Raw genomic sequence first — 20,491 nt, 5'->3', positions numbered from 1 at the left:
CATGGTGGAATTGCTTCACGACAAGGTCGTCGTCATTACGGGTGTCGGCCCAGGCTTGGGCACCACTTTGGCTCTGCGATGCGCGCAGGAAGGTGCAGATCTGGTGTTGGCGGCGCGGTCGGCGCCACGGCTCGACGACATCGCCAAGATGGTAGCCAGAACCGGTCGGCGCGCGGTCGCCGTACCCACGGATATCACCGTCGACAACGAAGTAGAGGCCCTCGCCCAAGAAGCGCTGTCCGCCTACGGCAAGGTTGACGGCCTCGTCAACAACGCTTTCATGTATCCATCCATGAAGCCTTTTGCCGGAACCAGTTTCACTCATATCCGCGATTCCTTGGAGCTGACGGTCCTGGGTGTGCTTCGCACCGTCCAGGCCTTTACCCCCGCTCTCGCCGGATCGGGTGGTTCGATCGTCAACCTGAGCTCGATGGTCATCAGACACTCCGATCCGTTATACGGTCCCTATAAAATGGCCAAGTCAGCACTGTTGGCCATGTCCCAGTCTCTTTCAAGTGAGCTGGGAGACCGCGGCATTCGTATAAATTCTGTTGCGCCCGGATATATTTGGGGGCAGGTACTCAAGGATTACTTCCAGCAACAGGCAGATGCCTCAGGGGTGTCCGTCGATGATGTCTATGCCGCAGCAGCAGCGTCGTCGGATCTGAAACGGTTGGTGACCGAGGACGATGTCGCATCGGCAATTCTCTTTCTGATCAGCGAACTGGCAAGTGGAATCACCGGCCAGACCCTTGATGTCAACTGTGGGGAGTACAAAGCATGACCGTGACGTCCGAGGTTGGAACAGCAGAGGCGCTGTGTAAGCAGGCAGTCGAGATTGCCGGCCACAGCGACTTCGGTGACCCCACCGACAACTACGCCGAAGCGCTGCACGTTCTTCTCGAAAGCTATTCCCGTGAAGCAGATTTCACGCCTCTGGGCGCAACCATGACGCGTCACTACCTGCGCTCGGGACTGGTGGCACGCCTGCTGAGCGAGGCAGCCTGTAAACGCAACCCCGACCACTCGAACGTCGAAATCACCCAACCCATTTTCGTGACTGGCTTGCCCCGCACCGGCACGACGGCGCTGCACCGCCTACTCGGCGCCGACCCCAAGCATCAGGGGCTGGAGCTCTGGTTGGCGGAGCACCCTCAACCTCGGCCGCCACGCGACCAGTGGGAGACCATTCCCGAATATCGGGCGCTCAAAGAGTATTACGCCAAGGCACATCAAGAAAATCCCGAGTTTCTGGGCTTGCACTATATCGCGGAGGACGTCCTGGAGGAATGCTGGCAGCTGCTGCGTCAGTCACTGCACTCGGTGTCCTACGAGTCTCTGGCGCACGTGCCCAGCTACACACGCTGGTTGGCTGCCCAAGATTGGACGCCATCCTTTCGTCGGCACCGCAAGAACCTGCAGTTGATCGGGTTGAATGAGCCGCACAAGCGCTGGGTTCTCAAGAATCCCAGCCACCTGTTCAGTCTCGACGCGATCATGTCCGTGTACCCCGATGCATTGATCGTTGTGTGCCACCGCCCCGCCGAAACACTGCTGGCATCGATGTGTTCATTGGCCGAGCACAGCACGAAAGGCTGGTCCAACACCTTCGTGGGAGCCCAGATCGGCCAAGACGTCCTGGACACCTGGGCGCGAGGCATCGAGCGCTTCAACAAGTCACGCGCCGACTACAACCCCGAACAGTTCTGCGACGTTGACTACTTTGACTTCGTCGCCGATCCGGTCGGTGTGGCTTCCGGGGTGTACCGTCGTTTCGCTCTGGAATTGACCGGTGACGCGATATCAGCCATGCACCTCGCACATCGAGAGGGCAACGAAAGTCACCGTGCACCAAAGCACCGGTACACGCTGGGTCACTACGGGTTGACAGCCGAACAAGTGCTCGAAAGATTCGGCCGGTAGCCGCCCACTGAGCTGGGCGCGACGGCCCCCATGTCACGGCACTGTCTCACCAGCCGAACGCTGGGTTCCTGATCCCGGGAACCCAGCTCTCGCTCGGGTCGCCGGTGATCAAGGTCACCAGACGGTCGTCAAGTCCTTCCCACGGGTCTCGTCGACAAACAAGACCGCCACGATTGTGACGACTCCGCAACCGGCTGCCAGCAGAACGAGTGGAGTGCGCGTGACATCGTGTGCATGCAAGCTGCTGGCAACCAGTGGCGTGAACCCCGCGCCGATCAGAGCAGCGAGCTGATACCCCATGGACGCACCGGTGTAGCGCACCTCGGTACCGAACATCTCCGAGAACAGGGCACCGAGCGGTGCGTACATCATCGACTGGATCACCTGCGCGACCACCATTGCCGCCGTCAGATAGGCCGGTGCCCGTAGGTCCACCAGCGCATAGAACGGCCAGGCATACATGACGATTCCCATTGCACCGGCCAGCATCACTGGCCGCCGGCCGACGCGGTCCGATAGTGCCGAGAAAAACGGTATGGCAACCAATCCCGTGAGCGACGTGAAGATCAGGGCGGTCATGACATCGGTGCGGTGGTAGCCGATCGCCGTGGCATAGCTGATCATGTACGTCGCGATCAGGGCAGTCAGCGCGAACGGACCGATACCGACCGCGGTCGCCATCAACAATGGTCTCGGCCTCCGCAGGATTTCCATTAGCGGAAGACGAGGTTTGTGGATCGACGATGCATGTCTCACCGCCTCGAACACCGGGCTTTCCGCGATCGACATGCGTACGTAGATTCCGATGCCGAGCAACAACAAGCTGAAGAGAAACGGTACGCGCCAACCCCAGGAAAGAAGGTCCTCATCCGGCAGCAGGGTGATGGCAGTGACGACGGCGACGGACAACAGCGAACCGATCGGTGACCCCATCTGCATCATGCCGTTCCAGAATCCTCGACGTTCGGGGTCGGCATGTTCAGTGACCATCAAGGTGGCCCCACCCCATTCGCCTCCGATGGCAATGCCCTGGATTACCCGCAAAACGACCAACAGCACCGGGGCCGCCACGCCGACGGATGCGTACGTCGGCAGCAATCCGATGAGGAAGCTCGCGGTACCCATCAGCACCATCGTCAGCACCAGCATCGATTTCCGGCCTAGTCGATCGCCGAAGTGCCCGAACAGGATTCCTCCGAAGGGGCGTGCAACGTATCCGGCCGCCAACGTTCCAAACGCCGCAATGGTAGCCACCGCGGGGTTCGACTCCGGAAAGAAGACCAGACCGAAGACGAGCGCGCTCATCGTGGCGTAGACCAAGAAGTCGTAGTACTCGATCGCCGTACCCAACAGACTGGAGAAAGCGATCCTCGGCAGTAGCCGCGGGTCAGTGGGCGTCGTCTCGTTCACGTGTCTCCTCATGGCCGGATAGACAACAACGGACATCTTTCTGCCTGCGTGACCGGCAGCAACAGTGCTGTCTCACCGTCCGGGACGGCACGTGTGCATGGCAGCTTCGGCACCGTGCGTCCACCGATTCCGACCCCGCCGAACTGCACCGGAATCACCGTTCCATTGACTGAGCAGTCGCCAAACGACACCCAGCAGATCGGTTCTATCGTGACCCTCGACTCACGGCGTTGCCCGGTCCCGTTCGGTTCTGCATCGCAACGCGACGAAGCCAGTCGAGAGAGCCCCAAGGAGAGATGTTGTTGCGAGCGCCAATGGACACCTGCAACTCGTCTTCGACCAACGGCAGGCGACCCTCGCCAGCGCACCGTCTCCTCGCTGCCGCGACCGGTATGACAACTGAGGGCTATGACAGTTTTCAGATCAGGGCGGTGGCCCGTGCCGCACACGTCTCCCCCGGCACGCTCTACCGGCACTTTCCTTCGAAGGACCTGCTTCTCGTAGCGTGCCTTGAGAATTGGCTCTCCGACCTGTTCCCTGTCGTCCATGCCGAGGTGGTCGGCATCAGGGGACCCGTCTCCCGCATGCTGCACGTGTCCGCGCGTATCGCCCTTGGCCTCATCGAACGTCCACTTCTCGCGGATGCCTTCGTGCGCTCTTACTTGCTGACGAACTCGACGGCAATGGAGTCAGACAATGTACGTGCGAGGCTTGGTGCGCTGTTCGCATTGGCCATCGGCGACAGCCCCGGCGGCCGCGGTGAGCTGTGCGAACTCGTCACCGACATATGGATGGTGAACCTGCCGGCCCTCGTGCAACGCAGGATGGGTCTCACCGAGCTTCAGGACCGGTTGCAGCGCAGCGTATCCGCGGTCGGTCTGACAATGTCGGATCAGCGTTTGCGCAACGAAGGGGTCCGCCCAACGTGAGGTAGGCGGCCAGCGACCAGCCATCTAAACGGCCGAAGGTGCAGTTGTCACCGGTGACGCCGCCGCCGGGCTACGCGCCGACCGAGTAACCCAGCGCGCGGTTCTCCGCGCTGATGCGCACCCGCAGCACCGCCGCGTTGGCGATGGTGAACACGATGGCCGTCAGCCACGCCGAATGCACCAACGGCAGGGCCACCACCTCCGCGGCGACCGCCATGTAGTTCGGGTGGTGTACCCAGCGGTAGGGACCGCTGCGCACCAGCTCGGCGCCGGGCACGATGATGAGCCTCGGATTCCAGTGCTTGCCGAGCGTGGTGGCACACCACCAACGCACGGCGGTGCTGGCGGCCACGACGGCAACCATCGGCCACCCCAGAGCGGGAATGAACGGACGGTGCGCGAAGAAGACCTCGGCGACGCACGACAGCAACAGTGCCGCGTGCATACCGACCATTACCGGGTAGTGACCCCGACCGAACTCCCGGCCCCCGCGGGCGAAGGACCAGGTGGCGTTCCGGCGCGAGACCACCAGCTCGACCAGCCGTTCGGCACCGATCAGCGCGATGAACAGGTAATACATCGCCCGCCCCTACCAGCCCAGCAGCACGAGCTCGAAGCTGAATCCCGGCCCCATGGCCAGCAGCAGGCCCGTCGTCCCCCGGGCCGGCGGCGCTGTCAGCGTGCGGTTCAGCACGTCCAGCACGGATGCCGACGAGATGTTGCCGTTGTCCCGCATGGAATCCCAGCTGTGTCGCAACGCTGCGGGCGGGACGTCCAACGCCTCCGACACCGCATCGAGCACCTTGGGCCCACCCGGGTGGCACACCCAGGTGGTCACGTCGTCGGTCGTCAGGCCGTACTCGGACAGGAAGTCGGTGACCTCGGCACCCAGGTAGTCCGATGCCATCCTGGGAACATCGCGCGACATCACCAGCTGAAATCCGTTCGCGCTGACATTCCAGCCCATCACGTCGACGGTGTCGGGAAACAACCTGCTGCGGGTCGACACCACCCGCGGCCTGCCGATCATGCTGGGCCCGGCCGGCGTTCGATCGGCCCCGGTGGCCACCACGGCACCGGCCCCGTCACCGAACAGGCACAGACCGATCAACGCCGGGATGGAGGTGTCATCGCGTTGCAGCGTCAGCGAGCACAGCTCGACCGACAACAACAGCGCCACATGGTCAGGGAATCCGCGAAGGTAATCATGCGCCCGGGCCAGGCCGGCGGCACCGGCGACGCAGCCGAGCCCGAAGAGCGGGAGCCACTTGACGTCCGGCCTCAACCCGAGCCGAGACGCGATCCGCGCGTCGATGGTCGGGACGGCCACGCCCGTGCTCGAGACGGCGATGACGGCATCGACGTCCTGCGGGCGCAGATGGGCGTCGTCCAACGCTGCACGGGCGGCACGCTCACCCAGTTCCGTCGCGACGCGAAGGTAGGCCTCGTTGGCCTCGGTGAAGCCCGCCAATGTCGCATATCGATCGAGAGGAAGGGCAAGGCTGCGGGTCTGGACGCCGCTGGTGCTCGCGAACCGCGTGAATGCCGGGTCGATGATCGCACTGAGCTCGCGCACCACCTCGTCCTGCGAGTACCGGTGCGGCGTCATGGCCACCCCGGTCCCTGCGATGTGCGGGGCACCCGAACGCGGGTCGCCGAGGGTGTGGATAAAAGGGGTTTCCGATGTGTCTGTCATGCCCGGGTAACGCAGCCAACCCGGGAATGGGTTCATCCGAAACGGCACTTTGTGAGATACCGCGCGAATTAACGCCCTCTTGACAAATCCGCGCTATAAATGCAGTTCAAGCCCACTTTGCTGAGAAGTCTGACAGGTTCGACACCGCATTGCCATGCGCCGCCCAGAAAAGGACCGAAATCTGTTCGGCACGTGCCGCTTTACTGATGATCGCCTGAGAACGGTGTCTACGACGTTGCGGCGAGCTCTTGTTCGCGTTTGGTTCCAGGCTCTGTCGGTTCAACGGCTGTTCGGCTGACGACGGTTTCCGGTCCACCGAAGCCCTTCCGCGCGATGGCCGATTCGAGCCGGCGCGGCGTCCGTCCCCAGACGCCCGCCGTGCGATCCTGGGGTGAGCATCTGCACCGGAACGACATCCGGCAGACAGGACAGGATCGGTAACAGCGCGAAAGGTCGAGGGGAATCCGGTGGCACATCATCTGATCGCGGTGCAGTCGACGGATGACTGAACGTTCAGAGAATCCACCATCGCTTCGTTCCTACCCGCCGCGGGCTGTCGACGAGCCGGGCCGCGGCGGCGGAGTCGCCGTCTTCGTCATCACGACATTCGCGGTCACGTGGTTGATCTGGCTGCCCATCCTCATCCGGGCGCGAAGCACTGGCATCGATACCATGCCCTGGACCTTCTTCCTGGCCTCGGTGGGCCCCCTGTGCGGGGCGTTGACGGCGACGTGGTGGGAAGCCGGAAGGTGCGGCCTGATCAGGTGGGCACGACGGGTGTTCTCACTGCGGTACACCCGGACGTGGTGGATCGCGTGCATCGCTATGCCATTGGGCTACTTCATGATCGGCTGTCTTGCAGTTCGCGCGACCAGCGGCCAGTGGCCGGACTTGAACGGATTCGGGCAGACCGACAAGTTGCCGGGACTCCCCTGGCCCGCCGTCGCATTGGTCTGGGCGGTTTCATTCGGCGTGGGCGAGGAAGCGGGCTGGCGTGGCTGGCTGTTACCCAGGTTGTCCCATCAGATCTCAGTTTTCTGGGCGGCCCTGATCGTCGCCGGAGTGTGGATCGCTTGGCACGGTCCCGCGTTCTTCTTCAATCCGACCTATATGTCGATGGGTGCGGGTCTCCTCGGCTGGATGGTGGCGCTGATGTGTGGGTCCTACCTACTCAGCTGGCTGACCGTGGGCGCACAGTGGAGCATCGTGCCGGTGGTGCTCTGGCACGCCGGTTTCGACCTGTTGACGGCGGCCGATCAGTCCGCCGGAGTCTTCGCCGCCGCCGTCAGCACGGTAGTGATGCTGCAGGGAGTCTGTAGCGGCGTGATCCTGTGGCGGCGACGCGGACCTCGGACCGCTCGACCGTAGTGGCGACCGGGGGCTTACGGCGGAGCTTGCGTCTGCCCAGCGCGGGTCGCTCGACAAGCCCTCGACCCCACCGGGCCCCCTCGTTGGCCGCCCCTGCAAACCGAAAGACCCGCTCCGACACTGGTCGGAGCGGGTTTTCTTGGTCGGGCTGACAGGATTTGAACCTGCGACCACTTGACCCCCAGTCAAGTGCGCTACCAAGCTGCGCCACAGCCCGAGTTGCCTCCCGGGATCGCCGGTAGGCGGTCGAAACTCTACCTCAGCCCCCTACCCGAATCCCAACCGCGTCATCCGTCGCGGATCTGGGTACTGATCAGGGGTGCCGGACACCCGCGATGACACTCCCCTGTGGCTGTTCGCCGACCAGCTCGGGCCCGCCGTGTACGGCGGCGAACACGCCCATCGCGAGGTGCTGCTCATCGAATCCACCGCGGCATTGGCCAAGCGCCGCTACCACCGACAGAAGCTGCACCTGGTGCTCTCGGCGCTGCGCCATGCCGCCCATGACCTCGGTGACCGCGCCACCCTCATTCAGGCCGACAGCTACACCGAGGCCCTGGAGACGTTTAACCGGCCGGTCCTTGTCCACGAGCCGACCTCGCACGCCGCCGAGAAGTTCGTCCACCGCCTGCAGAAGCAGGGGCTGGTGACCGAGGTCCTGCCGACCCCGACCTTCGCGCTGCCCCGCAGGGACTTCCGGACCTGGGCCGGCGAGCGCACCCGCTTCCGGATGGAGGACTTTTACCGCGACCAGCGGCGCCGCTTCGACGTTCTCATGGAGGGCAAGGATCCCGTCGGGCACCGGTGGAACTACGACGAGGACAACCGGGAACCACCGCCGAAGAAGCAGAAGACCCTTGATGTCCCCGCCCCGTACAAACCTCGGGAGGATGACATCGACCAACAGGTCCGCCGCGACCTCGACGCACTCGACCTCGACACCGTCGGAAACGACGGTCCCCGCCTGTTCGCCGTCACCCCCGCAGAAGCACGACGCGCCCTGAAGAGATTCATCGAACACCGGCTGCCGGTCTTCGGCCGCTACGAGGACGCCATGATGAGCCAGGACTGGGCGATGTCGCACTCGCTGCTGTCCGTGCCGCTCAACCTCGGCGTGCTGCACCCTCTCGACGCGGTCGAGGCCGCCGAGCAGGCCTACCACAACGGGACGGCGCCGCTGGCCGCCGTCGAGGGCTTCGTCCGGCAGATCCTGGGCTGGCGCGAATACATGTGGCACCTGTACTGGCACTTCGGCCCGGACTACACGAGCAACAACGCGCTCGACGCCCACACCCGGCTACCCGACTGGTGGACCGACCTGGATGCCGACGCGGTCACCGCCGCCTGCCTGCACTCCGCACTGCAGGGCGTCCGGGACCGCGGCTGGACCCACCACATCCAGCGACTGATGATTCTCGGTAGCCACGCCCTACAGCGCGGCTACCGCCCCGATGAACTCACCGAGTGGTTCGCCACCGCCTACGTCGACGAATTCCGCTGGGTGATGCCCACCAACGTGGTGGGCATGAGTCAGCACGCCGACGGCGGGCTGCTCGCGACCAAGCCGTACACCTCCGGCGGCGCTTACATCAACAAGATGAGCGACCACTGCGGCGACTGCGCGTTCGACCCGAAGAAACGCCTCGGCGAGGACGCGTGCCCGTTCACGGCGGGCTATTGGGCCTTCACCCACCGCCACCGCGACCTGCTGGCTCGTAACAACCGGACCCGTCGATCGGTGTCGACGATGGATCGGCTCAGCGACCTCGACGCCGTCCTGGAGCAGGAATCAGCGCGTGACCGCTTCTGACTCGGGCTCGCCGGCCGGCACGGGCCCGGCTTCCGGGGCGAACCGCGGCGCCCGCGTCACCCGCCACGCGTAGATCACCAGCGATACCCACACCACCACGATCAGCGAGTAGATCGCGGTCGACCACGGCCACTGGATATCGAAGAAGTGCACGAGCTTCTGGCTGTTGGTGAGCACGATGACGCCGCCGACCGCGGTGCCCAGCAGCGCCGGGCTGATACGGCTGACCAGCCAGGCGGCGACCGGTGCAGCGATCACGCCGCCGATCATCAGCCCCACCACCACCGGCCAGTTCTCCAGGAACTCTTGGCGCAGTCCGATCAGGAAGCCCAGCGACGCCGACACCGAGACCAAGAATTCGGATGCGCTGACCGAACCGATGACCGTTCTGGGCGCCGTTTTGCCCTGCGACAGCAGGGTGCTGGTGGTCACCGGGCCCCAGCCACCGCCGCCCGAGGCGTCGATGAATCCACCGAACAGCCCGAGCGGGGCAAGGAACTTCGTGCTGTGGCTGGTCCCGCGGCCGCCGAACGTCAGCGGTGTCCGCAGCGAAAACCGCAGCAACACGTAGAGGCCGATCGCCATCAAGATCGCGGCCATCAACGGCGCCGCGTGCTCGGTGGACAGCGATGACAGCACCGTCGCCCCCAGGAACGCACCGACCGCGCCCGGCACGCCCAGCTTGGCCACCAGCGCCCAATCGATGTTCTTGAACTTCCAGTGCGACAGACCCGAGGCGAACGTGGTGCCGACCTCGGCAAGGTGCACCGCGGCACTGGCCTGCGCGGCACCGACGTTGGAGAGCACCAGCAGGGTGGTGGCGGTGACACCGAACGCCATGCCGAGCGCGCCGTCCACGAGCTGGGCGCCGACGCCGACAAGCGTGAAGATGATGAGCGAACGCACTGGTTCGGCTGCTTTCGATCAGGAGGCCACGGGGCGGCCTTGCGACGGATGGGCGGACGTCAGGGACGCCGACAACACCACTCGTCGAAAGCCATCAACCGGCGCGACGGCCAAAACGGCTCGAGCGCGCACAACTCAGACGGTGACGCCGCGACAGCGCGTTCACTCATCGGAGTCCTCCCAGTTTCTCAAGCCGCAGGCCAGACTACACGGACAACAACCGGTAAAGCCCAATCAATCCCACCACGACGATCACGGCCCGCAGCGCACCGGGCGACAGACGGCGCCCGTAGTGGGCACCGAGAAATCCACCGACCAGCGAACCCACCGCGATCAGGCCGGCCGCCACCCAGCTGATCCGGTCGAATGCCACCACCGTGTAGGCCACCGCGGCCACCACGTTGACCAGCAGCGACAGCAGATTTTTGGCGGCGTTCATGCGCTGCATATCTTCGGGCAGCAACGCGCCCATCACCGCGACCAGCAGGATCCCCTGCGCTGCGGTGAAGTAGCCGCCATAGACACCGACGGCGAATGTTCCCGCCACCAGAGCGGTCATCCGGGCCGCCGACACATGATCGGCGGTCTGGCCCATGGCTTCGGCGCGCGCCCGCGCCCAGGCCTGGATGCGCGGGCCGAGCAGCACCAGCACCAGTGCGAGGATCAACAGCACCGGGACGATGCGGGTGAACACCTTTTCCGGCAGGTGTAGCAGCAGCCACGCGCCGAGACCGGCGCCGAGCAGCGAGGCCGGAATCTGCCAGCGCAGCCGGTTCCACTGCCCGCGCAGTTCGCGGCGGTACCCCCACGTGCCCGAGACACCACCGGCCACCAGCCCGACGGCGTTCGACATCGTCGCGGTGACCGGCGGAAAGCCGAGCGCGACCAGGGTCGGGAAGGTGATCAAGGTGCCCGAACCGACGATCGCGTTGATTGCCCCGGCCCCCACGCCGGCCAATGCGATCAGGATCATGTGGGTGGTCGACACTGTGGCCACCCTACCCAGCCGACGGGCGCTACTTCCGTGCGGAGCGCTTCTCCCGGACCCGCACATTGATCCGGATCGGGCTGCCCTCGAAACCGAAAGTCTCCCGCAGCTTGCGCTCCAGGAACCGGCGATACCCGGCCTCCAGGAAGCCACTGGTGAACAACACGAAAGTCGGTGGGCGCGAGGCCGCCTGGGTGGCGAACAGGATGCGGGGCTGTTTCCCGCCGCGCACCGGCGGTGGGGTGGCCGCGACGATCTCCTTGAAGAACGTGTTCAGCCGGCCGGTCGGGATGCGGGCATCCCAGGACTGCAGCGCGGTTTCCAGCGCCGGCACCAGTTTCTGCACCGCGCGACCGGTTTTGGCCGAGATGTTGACCCGCGGCGCCCACTGCACTTGCGCCAGCTCACGGTCGATCTCCTTGTCCAGCAGGTAGCGCCGGTCCTCGTCGACCAGATCCCACTTGTTGAACGCCAGCACCAGTGCACGCCCGGCCTCGATCACCATGGACAGCACCCGCTGATCCTGCTCGGTCAGTGGCTGTGACCCGTCGATCAGCACCACCACCACCTCGGCGGCGTCGATGGCGCTGTGGGTGCGCACCGAGGCGTAGAACTCGTGCCCACTGGCCTGGCCGACCTTGCGTCGGAGACCGGCGGTGTCGATGAAACGCCAAGGCTTACCGCCCAGTTCGATCAGCGAGTCGACGGGGTCCACGGTGGTGCCGGCGACATCGTGCACCACGGACCGTTCGTCACCGGAGAGCCGATTCAGCAGAGAACTCTTGCCCACGTTGGGTTTGCCCACCAGCGCGACGCGACGCGGCCCACCGGGACCGCCGCCGACCTCGGAGGCCTCGGGCAACTTCTCCAGCACACTGTCCAACAGGTCGGCAACCCCGCGGCCGTGCATGGCGCTGATCGGGTACGGCTGCCCCAGGCCCAGCGACCACAGCGCGGCGGCATCGGCTTCCCCGCGCTCGTTGTCAACCTTGTTGGCGGCCAGAAAGACCGGCTTTCCCGCACGCTGTAGGCGCTTGGCGGCGGCCTCGTCGGCCGACGTTGCGCCGACCACCGCGTCGACGACCATGACGATCGCATCGGCGGTCTGCATCGCCACCGTGGCCTGTTCGGCAACCTTCTGCTGTAGGCCCTTGGCGTCGGGCTCCCATCCCCCGGTGTCCTGTACGACGAACCGGCGGCCCAGATAGTTCGCGTCGTAGGAGACCCGGTCGCGGGTCACTCCGGGGATGTCCTGAACGACGGCCTCGCGACGGCCCAGGATGCGATTGACCAGTGTCGACTTGCCGACATTGGGACGTCCCACCACGGCGAGCACCGGCGGCGGCGCGTAGTCCTCCTCGACGCCATCGTCGTCGAACGATCCTTCTTCCCAGTCGCTTTCGTCGTACCAGGTGCCGTCTTCGCTCATCGGTGCGCTCCGGCCCGCTGTTGTACCAGTTCCTGCAGGTGTGCAATCACCTGTGCCTCGTTCATATCGCTGGTGTCGACGATCACCGCATCGTCGGCCGGCCGCAGCGGTGATACCGCCCGGGTGGAGTCGAGGTGGTCCCGGCGTTTGACGTCGGCGAGCACGGCCTCGTAAGCGTCCTCGACGCCGCTCGCGATGTTCTGCGCGTTGCGCCGCTGGGCGCGTACCTCCGGCGACGCCGTCAGGTAGATCTTGACGTCGGCATCGGGCAGCACGACGGTACCGATATCGCGTCCCTCGACCACCACCCCGCCGTCCCCGGCGGCAAGCGCGCGCTGCAATTGCACCAGCTGGGCGCGCACCGCGGGCACCGCGGACACCGCCGACACCGCACGGGTGACCTCGTCACCGCGGATCTCTGCCGACACGTCCTCACCGGCCAGGTACGCCTGGTCCAGGTCGGGGTCGTACCCGACCGACAGGTCCACCCCGCCGGCGATATCGGCCACCCGCTGGGCGTCGTGGATGTCCACACCGGCACGCAGCACCGCGAGCGTGACGATGCGGTACATCGATCCGGTATTGAGGTAGCGCAGACCCATGGCGCGCGCCAAACCTCTTGACACCGAAGACTTTCCGGTCCCGGCGGGTCCGTCCAGAGCTATCGTCAACACAGCACTCACATTCCCACCGCCTGGTACAGCTCGCCGATCTCCTTGCGGGTCAGCACCCGAATGTTGCCGGGACGCGTATCGCCCAGCTCCACCGCGCCGATGCTGGTGCGCACCAGGCTCTCGACCGGGAAGCCCACCGAGGCCAGCAGCCGGCGCACCAGGCGCTTACGGCCTTCGTGCAGTGTCACCTTGACCAGCGACTTTCCGGGCAAGGTGTCCACGACCGCGAAATCGTCGAGGGCGATCGGCCCGTCGTCCAGTTCCACGCCGGCCCGCAGCTTCTTGCCCAGCCCGCGCGGCACCGTGCCCACTACGGTCGCCAGATAGGTCTTAGGCACCTCGTAGGACGGGTGCATCAGACGGTGGGCCAGTTCGCCGTCGTTGGTCAGCAACAACAGGCCCTCGGTGTCGGCGTCGAGGCGCCCGACATGGAACAGATTCTTGTTCCCGCGCACGCGGTGCTCCACCAGATCACCCACGCACGGGCGACCCCGGTCGTCCGACATCGTGGAGTGCATACCGCGTTCCTTGTTGATCGCCAGATACACCAGGGTGTCGTCGAGTCGCACCTTGACCCCGTCCACCCGGATCTCCGAGTTTTCGGTGTCCACCCGGGTACCCAGCTCGGTGACGATCCGGCCGTCCACCTCGACGCGACCGTCGAGGATCATCCGCTCTGCCACCCGACGAGAAGCAATTCCCGCCTGCGACAACACTTTCTGCAACCGAACACCATCCGGCTCGACCATGTCAGTCCTTGTCCACATCAAAACCCGACGGCGTGCCGGGTACAGCGGGCGAACCGTCGAGCTTCGCGAAGCGCGGTTCGGCGCTGAGGTTTTCACTCAGGTCATCGATGACATCGACATCGGGCAACAGGGGCGCGATGTCGGGCAGATCAGCCAGCGAAGACAGGCCGAGCCGCTCCAGGAACAGCTCGGTGGTGGCGAACGTGACGGCGCCACTGTCGGAATCGGTGCCCGCCTCGGTGATCAGACCGCGGGCGACCAGGGTGCGCACCACCGCGTCGACGTTGACGCCGCGAACCGCGCTGACCCGGGCCCGCGTCACCGGCTGGCGGTAGGCCACCACGGCCAGCGTCTCCAGCGCGGCGCGGGTCAGTTTGGAACGGGCGCCGTCGAGCAGCAGCCGCTCCACATACGGGGCGTAGCGGGCGCGGGTGTACATCCGCCACCCGCCACCGGCCTCGCGCAGATCGATACCGCTGCCCCGTTCGGTGAGCTCGGCGGCCAGTTCGGCCAGGGTGGCCGCGACGCGGTCCTCGGAGGTGTCGGTGGCCGACGCCAGCGCCTCCACCGTAACCGGGGTGTCCACCACCAGCAACAGCGCCTCGATGACCGAGCGGAACTCGGCATCGTCGAGGGCCTCGGCGACCGGCTCCGCGGTGTCCTCGGAGACCTCTTCAGCGCCCGGTTCCGGGGCCGGGTCGACACCCGGCTCGGTATCGGTCACATCGTTGGTCATCAGTCTTCTTCCACTGCGGCTGCTAGGTGTTCGTTGGTTGGCCGATCCCCGGTCCACGAAACCTGGAGCACACCAAGCGGTTCTACTTGCTCGAATGCTACCGCCCTGGCCCGGTACAGCTCCAATAGCGCCAGGAACCGGCCGACGATCTCCATCGACCCCGCACAGTCGGCGACCAGCTCGGAGAACGACGCCCACTGCCCCACGCCGCGCATCTCCAGTAACCCCATCAAGCGTTTGGCCTGTTCGGGAACCGAGACGGGCTGGATGTGCAGGTGATCCAGGCGCACCGTCGGGACCGGACGCGGGGTGAAGGCGGTCGCCGCGATCTGAGCAAACCGATCAGCGTCCACACCCAGCATGACCTCGGGTAATAGCTGTTCGAACTGCGGTTCCAGCGAGACCGCGCGCGGGTAGCTGCGCAACGCGGCGGCTTCCAGTTCGGCGAACATCTCGGCGACGTGCTTGAACGCGCGGTACTGCAGCAGCCGCGCGAACAGCAGGTCACGCACTTCCAGCAGGGCCAGATCGTCCTCGTCGTGGACCTCGCCGGCAGGCAGCAGCCGGGCCGCCTTGAGATCGAGCAGTGTGGCGGCAATCACCAGGAACGCCGTCGTCTCGTCGAGTTCGAGATGGCGGCCGATCTCCTTGGTGTAGGCGATGAACTCGTCAGTCACCTGGTGCAGGGCGACCTCGGTGACGTCGAGGCGGTGCCCGAAGATCAGCTGCAGCAGCAGATCGAAGGGGCCCTCGAAGTTGCTCAGCCGGACCTGGAAACCCTGGGCGGCCTCCGGAGCAGCCGCCTCGGTCACGACCCGAACCGGGCGATGACCTCGCGGGCCAAGGCCCGATATGCCAGGGCACCAGTGGATTTCGGCGCCCAACTGGTGATCGGTTCACCCGCCACGCTGGTCTCCGGGAAACGCACCGTGCGGGTGATGACGGTGTCGAAGACCAGATCGCCGAACCGCTCGACCACCCGGGCCATCACCTCGCGGGCGTTGACGGTCCGATGGTCGAACCGGGTGACCAGGATGCCGCTGATCTCCAGCTTGGGGTTGAGCCGGTCCTTCACCTTCTCGACGGTGTCGGTGAGCAGGGCCAACCCACGCAGCGAGAAGTACTCACATTCGGTCGGGATGATCACGCCATCGGCGCAGGCCAGTCCGTTGACGGTGAGCAGGCCGAGTGACGGCTGGCAGTCGATGAGCACGTAGTCGTAGCGATCCAGCACCGGATACAGTGCGCGGGCCAGCGACTGCTCACGGCCGACCTCGTTGACCAGCTGGATCTCCGCGGCCGACAGGTCGATATTGCTGGGCACCAGGTCCAGCCCGGGCACCCGGGTGTTGATGATCACCTGATCGATCGACACCCTCGGCTCGACCAGCAGGTTGTGCACGGTGTGTTCGAGTTCGTAATGCGGTACCCCGAGCCCGGCGGACAGCGCGCCCTGCGGGTCCAAGTCCACCAACAGCACCCGCCGGCCGTATTCGGCCAGGCTCGCACCCAGGTTGATGGTCGAGGTGGTCTTGCCGACCCCACCCTTCTGGTTACACATCGCGATGACCTTGGCCGGGCCGTGCACGCTGCGCGGACGGGGCTCGGGAATGTCGCGGGGCGGCCGCCCGGTGAGGCCGATCTCGGGTGCCGCGTCGTCTTCGCTCATGCGGCAGCCACGCAGATCGGGCGGGCCTCATCCATGGCGAACATCGCAGCAGAGTCTAGCTGCGGATAACCGCCCGGCACCGCAGACCCGCTGGCTAATCTCGCAGGTATGGGGCTGACCAAACGGTTGCCATTCCTGCGCTGGTCCTTCCTGCGCCTCGCGTGGGGTGCGCGCAACATAACCAGCACCGGGCAGATCGGCGACGGGCGGGAGGCGGCGGCTGCGGACTTCGTGGAGGCCCAGGCCCGCCCCGGCGATATCGACGATGTGATCACCACCATCGACCGCTTCGCCTACGAGCACTCCTATCTGATCAACGTGGGCGATGAAAAGGGGCTGCTGCTCGACGCCGCCGTGCGGCGGGCCTGCCCCGCTACCGCACTCGAACTGGGCACCTACTGCGGCTACGGGGCGTTGCGTATCGCCCGGGCCGCCCCGCAGGCGCAGGTGTTCTCCGTCGAACTGTCGGCGGCCAACGCCGGGGTGGCCCGTCGGATCTGGGCGCACGCCGGCGTCGCGGACCGGGTGCACTGCGTGGTGGGCACCATCGGCGACGGCGGTGCCACACTGGACGCGCTGGGGTTCTCCCCTGGTCAGCTGGATTTCCTGTTCATCGATCACGACAAGGACGCCTACCTGCCGGATCTGCAGGCCATCCTGGACCGGGGCTGGCTGCGCCGGGGTGCGGTGGTCGTCGCCGACAACGTCGGGATTCCCGGCGCCCCGCGCTACCGCGCCTACATGTCCGAGCATGAGGGCACCCGGTGGCGGACCGTGGAGCACAAGACGCACGCCGAGTATCAGACGCTGCTGACCGATCTGGTGCTCGAGTCCGACTACCTCGGCGATCAGCGCGCCCGCGGATGAGCCCCGGCCCACACCTCGCGCAGCGCGCTGACGGTGACCAGGGTGTAGATCTGCGTGGTGGTGACCGACGCGTGGCCCAGCAGTTCCTGCACGACGCGCACGTCGGCACCGCCCTCGAGCAGATGGGTGGCGAACGAGTGGCGCATGGTGTGCGGTGACACATCCGACGCGATCCCCGCCGTAGCGGCTGCATCCTGGAGCACCTGCCAGGCACTCTGCCGGGACAACCGCCCGCCGCGGGCGTTGAGGAAGATGCCGGGCACCCCCTTGCCCCGGCGCGCCAGCTCGGGCCGGCCGCGCACCAGGTAGTTCTCCAGTGCACTGACCGCCGGCCTGCCGATGGGCACCAGCCGCTGCTTTCCACCCTTTCCGCGCAGCAGCACCGAGCGTGACTGCGTGTCGACGTCGTCGATGTCCAGTCCGACCGCCTCGGAGATCCGGGCGCCGGTGGAGTACAGCACTTCCAGCAGCGCGCGGTTACGCAAGGTCAGCGGGCCGTCGGATTCGCGATCGCCGCCGGCGGCCTCCAGCAGCGAGACCACCTCGTCGAGGGTGAGGCTCTTGGGTAGCCGCCGGGTCGGGGTGGGGGGTTTGACCGCGCGGGCCACGTCGACCTCGACCACACCCTCGGCGGTCAGGAAGCGGTGCAGGCCACGCACCGCGACCAGCGTGCGGGCCGCCGAGACCGCCGACAACGCGGCAGTGCCGTTGTCCGGGTCACCCTTGCGTAGCTCCACCAGGAAGTCGCTGACATCAGTCTCGCCGACCGCGCGCAGGTCGACGATCCCGCGTCCGGTGAGGTGTTCGGCGTAGCGACGCAGGTCGCGCCGATACGAGCTCAGGGTGTTCGCCGCGACGCCGCGCTCGATGGCCAGATGATCCAGGTAGCCCTGAATCTGCTCGTCGAGCACACCCGTCGCGGTCGCCATGTCAGTCCTGCCGAGCCGCGAAAGCCCACGGGCGATCCGTCCACGGGCTGTCCACCGGCCGCAGTGTCGCCCGGTCGGCCACCGCATGAGTGGCCAAAATACCGGCCACCGCAATCGAATTGACGATCTCGCCGGCCAGCACCCGCTGCACGGCATCGCCGAGGGGCAGCCAGTCCAGCGTCAGGTCGGCTTCCTCGTGTTCGGCCTCCGGCCGCCCGATCTCGGACAGCCCGGTGGCCAGGAAGACCCGGATGCTCTCATCGCTGAATCCGGGCGACGACACGATATCGACCAGCACCGACCAGTTTTCGGCGGCCAGCCCGGCCTCTTCGTGCAGTTCGCGGGCGGCGGTCAGGACCGGCTCCTCCCCATCGACATCGAGCAGACCGGCGGGCAGCTCCCAGAGCCGGCGCCCCACCGGGTGCCGGTATTGGTACACCATCGCCACCCGGTCTCGCTCGTCGAGTGCCACGACCGCCACCGCACCGAAATGCTCGACCACTTCCCGGCGCGCCACCACGCCGCCGGGCATCTGCACGTCATCGACGCGCAGCGCGAGGATCTTTCCCGCGTAGACGGTGCGGCCGGAGCGGGTGACGAAGTCGTGTTCAGCCACGGCGGGCCGGTTCGGCTTCCTCGATCTCGGCCCCGTTGGAACGCGGCAGCTGCTCCAACGGCAGCAACTCGCCGGCCTTGTAGTCCAGCGCCGCACCGATGAAGGCGGCGAACAGCGGATGCGGACGGGTCGGGCGGCTCTTGAGTTCGGGATGAGCCTGCGTACCCACCAGGAACGGATGTACGTCGGCGCTGTATTCGACGAACTCGACGAGGTGTCCGTCCGGCGAGGTGCCGGAGAACTTGAGTCCGCTCTCGGCGATGCGGTCCCGGTAGGCGTTGTTGACCTCGTAGCGGTGCCGATGCCGTTCGGACACCTCGGTGGCCCCGTAGGCCTTGGCCACAATGGATCCCGGTTCGAGCACCGCCGGGTAGGCGCCCAGGCGCATGGTGCCGCCCAGGTCGGCATCCCCGGCGACGGCATCGCGCTGATCGGCCATGGTGGCGATCACCGGGTCGGGGGTGTCCGGGTCGAATTCCGCGGAGCTGGCCTCGGTCAGCCCCACCGAGCGGGCCGCCTCGATGACGATGCACTGCAGTCCCAGACACAACCCGAGCACCGGCACCCCGCGCTTGCGGGCATACCGGATGGCGCCGAGCTTGCCTTCGATCCCGCGGATACCGAAGCCACCCGGGATCAGCACGCCGTGCACGTCCTCCAGCGCGGCCACCGCACCGGCGTCGGTCTCGCAGTCGTCGGAGGCGATCCAGCGGATGTCGACCTTGGCGTGATGGGCGAACCCGCCGGCGCGCAGCGCCTCGGCGACCGACAGGTAGGCATCGGAAAGGTCGATGTACTTGCCCACCAACGCGATTCGCACCGTCTCCTGCGGCTCGTGCACCCGCTGGAGCAGGTCGTTCCACTGCGTCCAGTCGACGTCGCGGAACGGCAGGTTGAGCTTGCGCACCACGTAGGCGTCGAGTTCTTCGCGGTGCAGCACCTTGGGAATGTCGTAGATCGAGGGCGCGTCCGGGGTGGAGATGACACCGTCGATGTCGACATCGCACATCAGCGCAATCTTGTTCTTCAGCCCCTCCGGCACGTCGCGGTCGCACCGCAGGATCAGGGCGTCGGGCGCGATACCGATGCTGCGCAGCGCGGCCACCGAGTGCTGGGTGGGTTTGGTCTTGAGTTCACCGGAGGGCGCAAGGTAGGGCACCAGCGAGACGTGCAGAAAGAACACGTTGTCGCGGCCCACCTCGTGGCGGACCTGTCGGGCCGCCTCCAGGAACGGGAGCGACTCGATATCGCCGACGGTGCCGCCGATCTCGGTGATCACCACATCGGGGCGGTTGCCCTGGGCGTCCGGTTCGGCCATCGCCAGGATGCGGCGCTTGATCTCGTCGGTGATGTGCGGGATCACCTGCACCGTGTCGCCGAGGTACTCCCCGCGGCGCTCCTTGGCGATCACCGAGGAGTACACCTGGCCGGTGGTCACGTTGGCCGATCCGGACAGATCGCGATCCAGGAAGCGCTCGTAGTGGCCGACGTCGAGGTCGGTCTCCGCTCCGTCCTCGGTGACGAAGACCTCACCGTGCTGGAACGGGTTCATGGTGCCGGGATCGACGTTGAGATAAGGGTCGAGCTTCTGCATCGTCACCTGCAATCCGCGCGCGGTGAGCAGCTGACCGAGGCTACTGGCCGTCAGGCCTTTACCGAGTGAGGACGCGACACCACCGCTGACGAAGAGGTGTTTGGTCGCGGTCTGCGGGTGCTTGCGTAACTTCGCTTGACCGGGCAAGTGCAACCTCCGTGGCGATGGGGCGAGTCGGATTTCACCGACTCAGGGCCT

The 20,491-nt window shown here is 66.1% G+C and carries 20 protein-coding genes and 1 tRNA gene; 6 read left to right on the top strand and 15 right to left on the bottom strand.

The window, feature by feature from the left end:
* The first annotated feature begins 1 nt into the window (after window position 1).
* Together A7U43_RS14690 and A7U43_RS14685 are read left to right on the top strand one after the other, a co-directional pair.
* Window positions 2-784, top strand: coding sequence for an SDR family oxidoreductase (locus A7U43_RS14690; RefSeq protein ID WP_067996503.1), 783 nt, complete (start codon window positions 2-4; stop codon window positions 782-784).
* Window positions 781-1,923, top strand: a complete 1,143-nt coding sequence (locus A7U43_RS14685) for a sulfotransferase family protein (protein ID WP_067996499.1) — start codon at window positions 781-783, stop codon at window positions 1,921-1,923. Before A7U43_RS14690 ends, A7U43_RS14685 begins: the two co-directional genes overlap by 4 nt.
* A 114-nt stretch (window positions 1,924-2,037) precedes the next feature.
* Here A7U43_RS14685 and A7U43_RS14680 read toward each other — a convergent pair whose 3' ends face one another.
* A complete protein-coding gene (locus A7U43_RS14680; protein WP_067996496.1) occupies window positions 2,038-3,345 on the bottom strand; it encodes an MFS transporter in 1,308 nt (435 codons plus the stop codon).
* 380 nt (window positions 3,346-3,725) lie between these two features.
* Between A7U43_RS14680 and A7U43_RS14675 the strand changes: the two genes are divergently transcribed.
* Window positions 3,726-4,262, top strand: coding sequence for a TetR/AcrR family transcriptional regulator (locus tag A7U43_RS14675; protein ID WP_067996493.1), 537 nt, complete (start codon window positions 3,726-3,728; stop codon window positions 4,260-4,262).
* A gap of 70 nt (window positions 4,263-4,332) precedes the next feature.
* On the opposite strand, the gene A7U43_RS14670 is transcribed toward A7U43_RS14675, so the two are convergent.
* Together A7U43_RS14670 and A7U43_RS14665 are read right to left on the bottom strand one after the other, a co-directional pair.
* Window positions 4,333-4,842: an isoprenylcysteine carboxyl methyltransferase family protein gene (locus A7U43_RS14670; RefSeq protein WP_067996490.1), complete on the bottom strand. Its 510-nt coding sequence runs from the start codon at window positions 4,840-4,842 to the stop codon at window positions 4,333-4,335.
* Window positions 4,843-4,851: 9 nt separating this feature from the next.
* Entirely contained in the window at window positions 4,852-5,958 is a 1,107-nt protein-coding gene (locus A7U43_RS14665; RefSeq protein ID WP_082902142.1) for a type III polyketide synthase, read from the bottom strand.
* 501 nt (window positions 5,959-6,459) lie between these two features.
* Between A7U43_RS14665 and A7U43_RS14660 the strand changes: the two genes are divergently transcribed.
* Complete coding sequence (locus A7U43_RS14660; RefSeq protein WP_067996487.1) at window positions 6,460-7,326, top strand: CPBP family intramembrane glutamic endopeptidase; 867 nt, start codon at window positions 6,460-6,462, stop codon at window positions 7,324-7,326.
* A 140-nt stretch (window positions 7,327-7,466) separates the two neighbouring features.
* On the opposite strand, the gene A7U43_RS14655 is transcribed toward A7U43_RS14660, so the two are convergent.
* Window positions 7,467-7,543: transfer RNA gene (locus tag A7U43_RS14655), tRNA-Pro, on the bottom strand.
* Window positions 7,544-7,645: 102 nt separating this feature from the next.
* On the opposite strand from A7U43_RS14655, the gene A7U43_RS14650 reads away from it, so the two are divergent.
* On the top strand, window positions 7,646-9,136 hold the full coding sequence (locus tag A7U43_RS14650) for a cryptochrome/photolyase family protein (RefSeq protein ID WP_067996484.1): 1,491 nt from the start codon (window positions 7,646-7,648) through the stop codon (window positions 9,134-9,136).
* On the opposite strand, the gene A7U43_RS14645 is transcribed toward A7U43_RS14650, so the two are convergent.
* The 8 genes from A7U43_RS14645 to A7U43_RS14610 form a co-directional block, all read right to left on the bottom strand.
* Entirely contained in the window at window positions 9,116-10,042 is a 927-nt protein-coding gene (locus A7U43_RS14645; RefSeq protein WP_067996482.1) for a sulfite exporter TauE/SafE family protein, read from the bottom strand. The two genes, A7U43_RS14650 and A7U43_RS14645, sit on opposite strands and share 21 nt — an antisense overlap.
* Window positions 10,043-10,247: 205 nt before the next feature.
* Complete coding sequence (locus tag A7U43_RS14640; RefSeq protein WP_067996480.1) at window positions 10,248-11,015, bottom strand: sulfite exporter TauE/SafE family protein; 768 nt, start codon at window positions 11,013-11,015, stop codon at window positions 10,248-10,250.
* Window positions 11,016-11,058: 43 nt separating this feature from the next.
* A complete protein-coding gene (der, locus tag A7U43_RS14635) occupies window positions 11,059-12,459 on the bottom strand; it encodes a ribosome biogenesis GTPase Der (protein ID WP_067996477.1) in 1,401 nt (466 codons plus the stop codon).
* Entirely contained in the window at window positions 12,456-13,142 is a 687-nt protein-coding gene (gene cmk / locus A7U43_RS14630) for a (d)CMP kinase (RefSeq protein WP_067996474.1), read from the bottom strand. The genes der and cmk overlap by 4 nt, the downstream gene beginning before the upstream one ends.
* Window positions 13,139-13,882 (bottom strand): pseudouridine synthase, encoded by a 744-nt coding sequence (locus A7U43_RS14625; RefSeq protein WP_067996471.1) that lies wholly within the window; start codon window positions 13,880-13,882, stop codon window positions 13,139-13,141. Before A7U43_RS14625 ends, cmk begins: the two co-directional genes overlap by 4 nt.
* Window position 13,883: 1 nt before the next feature.
* Window positions 13,884-14,618, bottom strand: coding sequence for an SMC-Scp complex subunit ScpB (gene scpB, locus A7U43_RS14620; protein WP_067996468.1), 735 nt, complete (start codon window positions 14,616-14,618; stop codon window positions 13,884-13,886).
* Window positions 14,618-15,430, bottom strand: coding sequence for a segregation/condensation protein A (locus A7U43_RS14615; protein ID WP_067996464.1), 813 nt, complete (start codon window positions 15,428-15,430; stop codon window positions 14,618-14,620). The genes scpB and A7U43_RS14615 overlap by 1 nt, the downstream gene beginning before the upstream one ends.
* Window positions 15,427-16,287, bottom strand: coding sequence for a ParA family protein (locus tag A7U43_RS14610; protein WP_067996462.1), 861 nt, complete (start codon window positions 16,285-16,287; stop codon window positions 15,427-15,429). Before A7U43_RS14610 ends, A7U43_RS14615 begins: the two co-directional genes overlap by 4 nt.
* 108 nt (window positions 16,288-16,395) lie before the next feature.
* On the opposite strand from A7U43_RS14610, the gene A7U43_RS14605 reads away from it, so the two are divergent.
* Window positions 16,396-17,154, top strand: a complete 759-nt coding sequence (locus A7U43_RS14605; protein ID WP_067996459.1) for an O-methyltransferase — start codon at window positions 16,396-16,398, stop codon at window positions 17,152-17,154.
* Here the strand turns inward: A7U43_RS14605 and xerD are convergent.
* Genes xerD through A7U43_RS14590 form a run of 3 tightly spaced genes read right to left on the bottom strand, consistent with a single transcriptional unit; the run spans window position 17,136 to window position 20,440 of the window.
* Window positions 17,136-18,083, bottom strand: coding sequence for a site-specific tyrosine recombinase XerD (xerD, locus tag A7U43_RS14600; protein WP_067996456.1), 948 nt, complete (start codon window positions 18,081-18,083; stop codon window positions 17,136-17,138). The genes A7U43_RS14605 and xerD overlap by 19 nt on opposite strands.
* 1 nt (window position 18,084) lies before the next feature.
* A complete protein-coding gene (locus A7U43_RS14595) occupies window positions 18,085-18,699 on the bottom strand; it encodes an NUDIX domain-containing protein (RefSeq protein WP_067996453.1) in 615 nt (204 codons plus the stop codon).
* Window positions 18,692-20,440 carry a CTP synthase gene (locus tag A7U43_RS14590; RefSeq protein ID WP_067996450.1) on the bottom strand — a complete coding sequence of 583 codons (1,749 nt, stop codon included), beginning with the start codon at window positions 20,438-20,440 and terminating at the stop codon, window positions 18,692-18,694. Before A7U43_RS14590 ends, A7U43_RS14595 begins: the two co-directional genes overlap by 8 nt.
* Window positions 20,441-20,491: the final 51 nt, after the last annotated feature.

The organism is Mycobacterium adipatum (assembly GCF_001644575.1).
In the GTDB taxonomy this organism is placed as follows: Bacteria; Actinomycetota; Actinomycetes; order Mycobacteriales; family Mycobacteriaceae; genus Mycobacterium; species Mycobacterium adipatum.
This window is presented reverse-complemented; position numbering and strand designations above follow the sequence as displayed.

What these genes read in the sequence shown, in the direction of transcription:
- A7U43_RS14690 (WP_067996503.1), top strand. Translation starts at nt 2, where the DNA reads ATGGTGGAATTGCTTCACGACAAGGTCGTCGTCATTACGGGTGTCGGC.
- A7U43_RS14685 (WP_067996499.1), top strand. Translation starts at nt 781, where the DNA reads ATGACCGTGACGTCCGAGGTTGGAACAGCAGAGGCGCTGTGTAAGCAG.
- A7U43_RS14680 (WP_067996496.1), bottom strand. Translation starts at nt 3,345, where the DNA reads ATGAGGAGACACGTGAACGAGACGACGCCCACTGACCCGCGGCTACTG.
- A7U43_RS14675 (WP_067996493.1), top strand. Translation starts at nt 3,726, where the DNA reads ATGACAACTGAGGGCTATGACAGTTTTCAGATCAGGGCGGTGGCCCGT.
- A7U43_RS14670 (WP_067996490.1), bottom strand. Translation starts at nt 4,842, where the DNA reads ATGTATTACCTGTTCATCGCGCTGATCGGTGCCGAACGGCTGGTCGAG.
- A7U43_RS14665 (WP_082902142.1), bottom strand. Translation starts at nt 5,958, where the DNA reads ATGACAGACACATCGGAAACCCCTTTTATCCACACCCTCGGCGACCCG.
- A7U43_RS14660 (WP_067996487.1), top strand. Translation starts at nt 6,460, where the DNA reads ATGACTGAACGTTCAGAGAATCCACCATCGCTTCGTTCCTACCCGCCG.
- A7U43_RS14640 (WP_067996480.1), bottom strand. Translation starts at nt 11,015, where the DNA reads ATGATCCTGATCGCATTGGCCGGCGTGGGGGCCGGGGCAATCAACGCG.
- der (WP_067996477.1), bottom strand. Translation starts at nt 12,459, where the DNA reads ATGAGCGAAGACGGCACCTGGTACGACGAAAGCGACTGGGAAGAAGGA.
- A7U43_RS14625 (WP_067996471.1), bottom strand. Translation starts at nt 13,882, where the DNA reads ATGGTCGAGCCGGATGGTGTTCGGTTGCAGAAAGTGTTGTCGCAGGCG.
- scpB (WP_067996468.1), bottom strand. Translation starts at nt 14,618, where the DNA reads ATGACCAACGATGTGACCGATACCGAGCCGGGTGTCGACCCGGCCCCG.
- A7U43_RS14610 (WP_067996462.1), bottom strand. Translation starts at nt 16,287, where the DNA reads ATGAGCGAAGACGACGCGGCACCCGAGATCGGCCTCACCGGGCGGCCG.
- A7U43_RS14605 (WP_067996459.1), top strand. Translation starts at nt 16,396, where the DNA reads ATGGGGCTGACCAAACGGTTGCCATTCCTGCGCTGGTCCTTCCTGCGC.
- xerD (WP_067996456.1), bottom strand. Translation starts at nt 18,083, where the DNA reads ATGGCGACCGCGACGGGTGTGCTCGACGAGCAGATTCAGGGCTACCTG.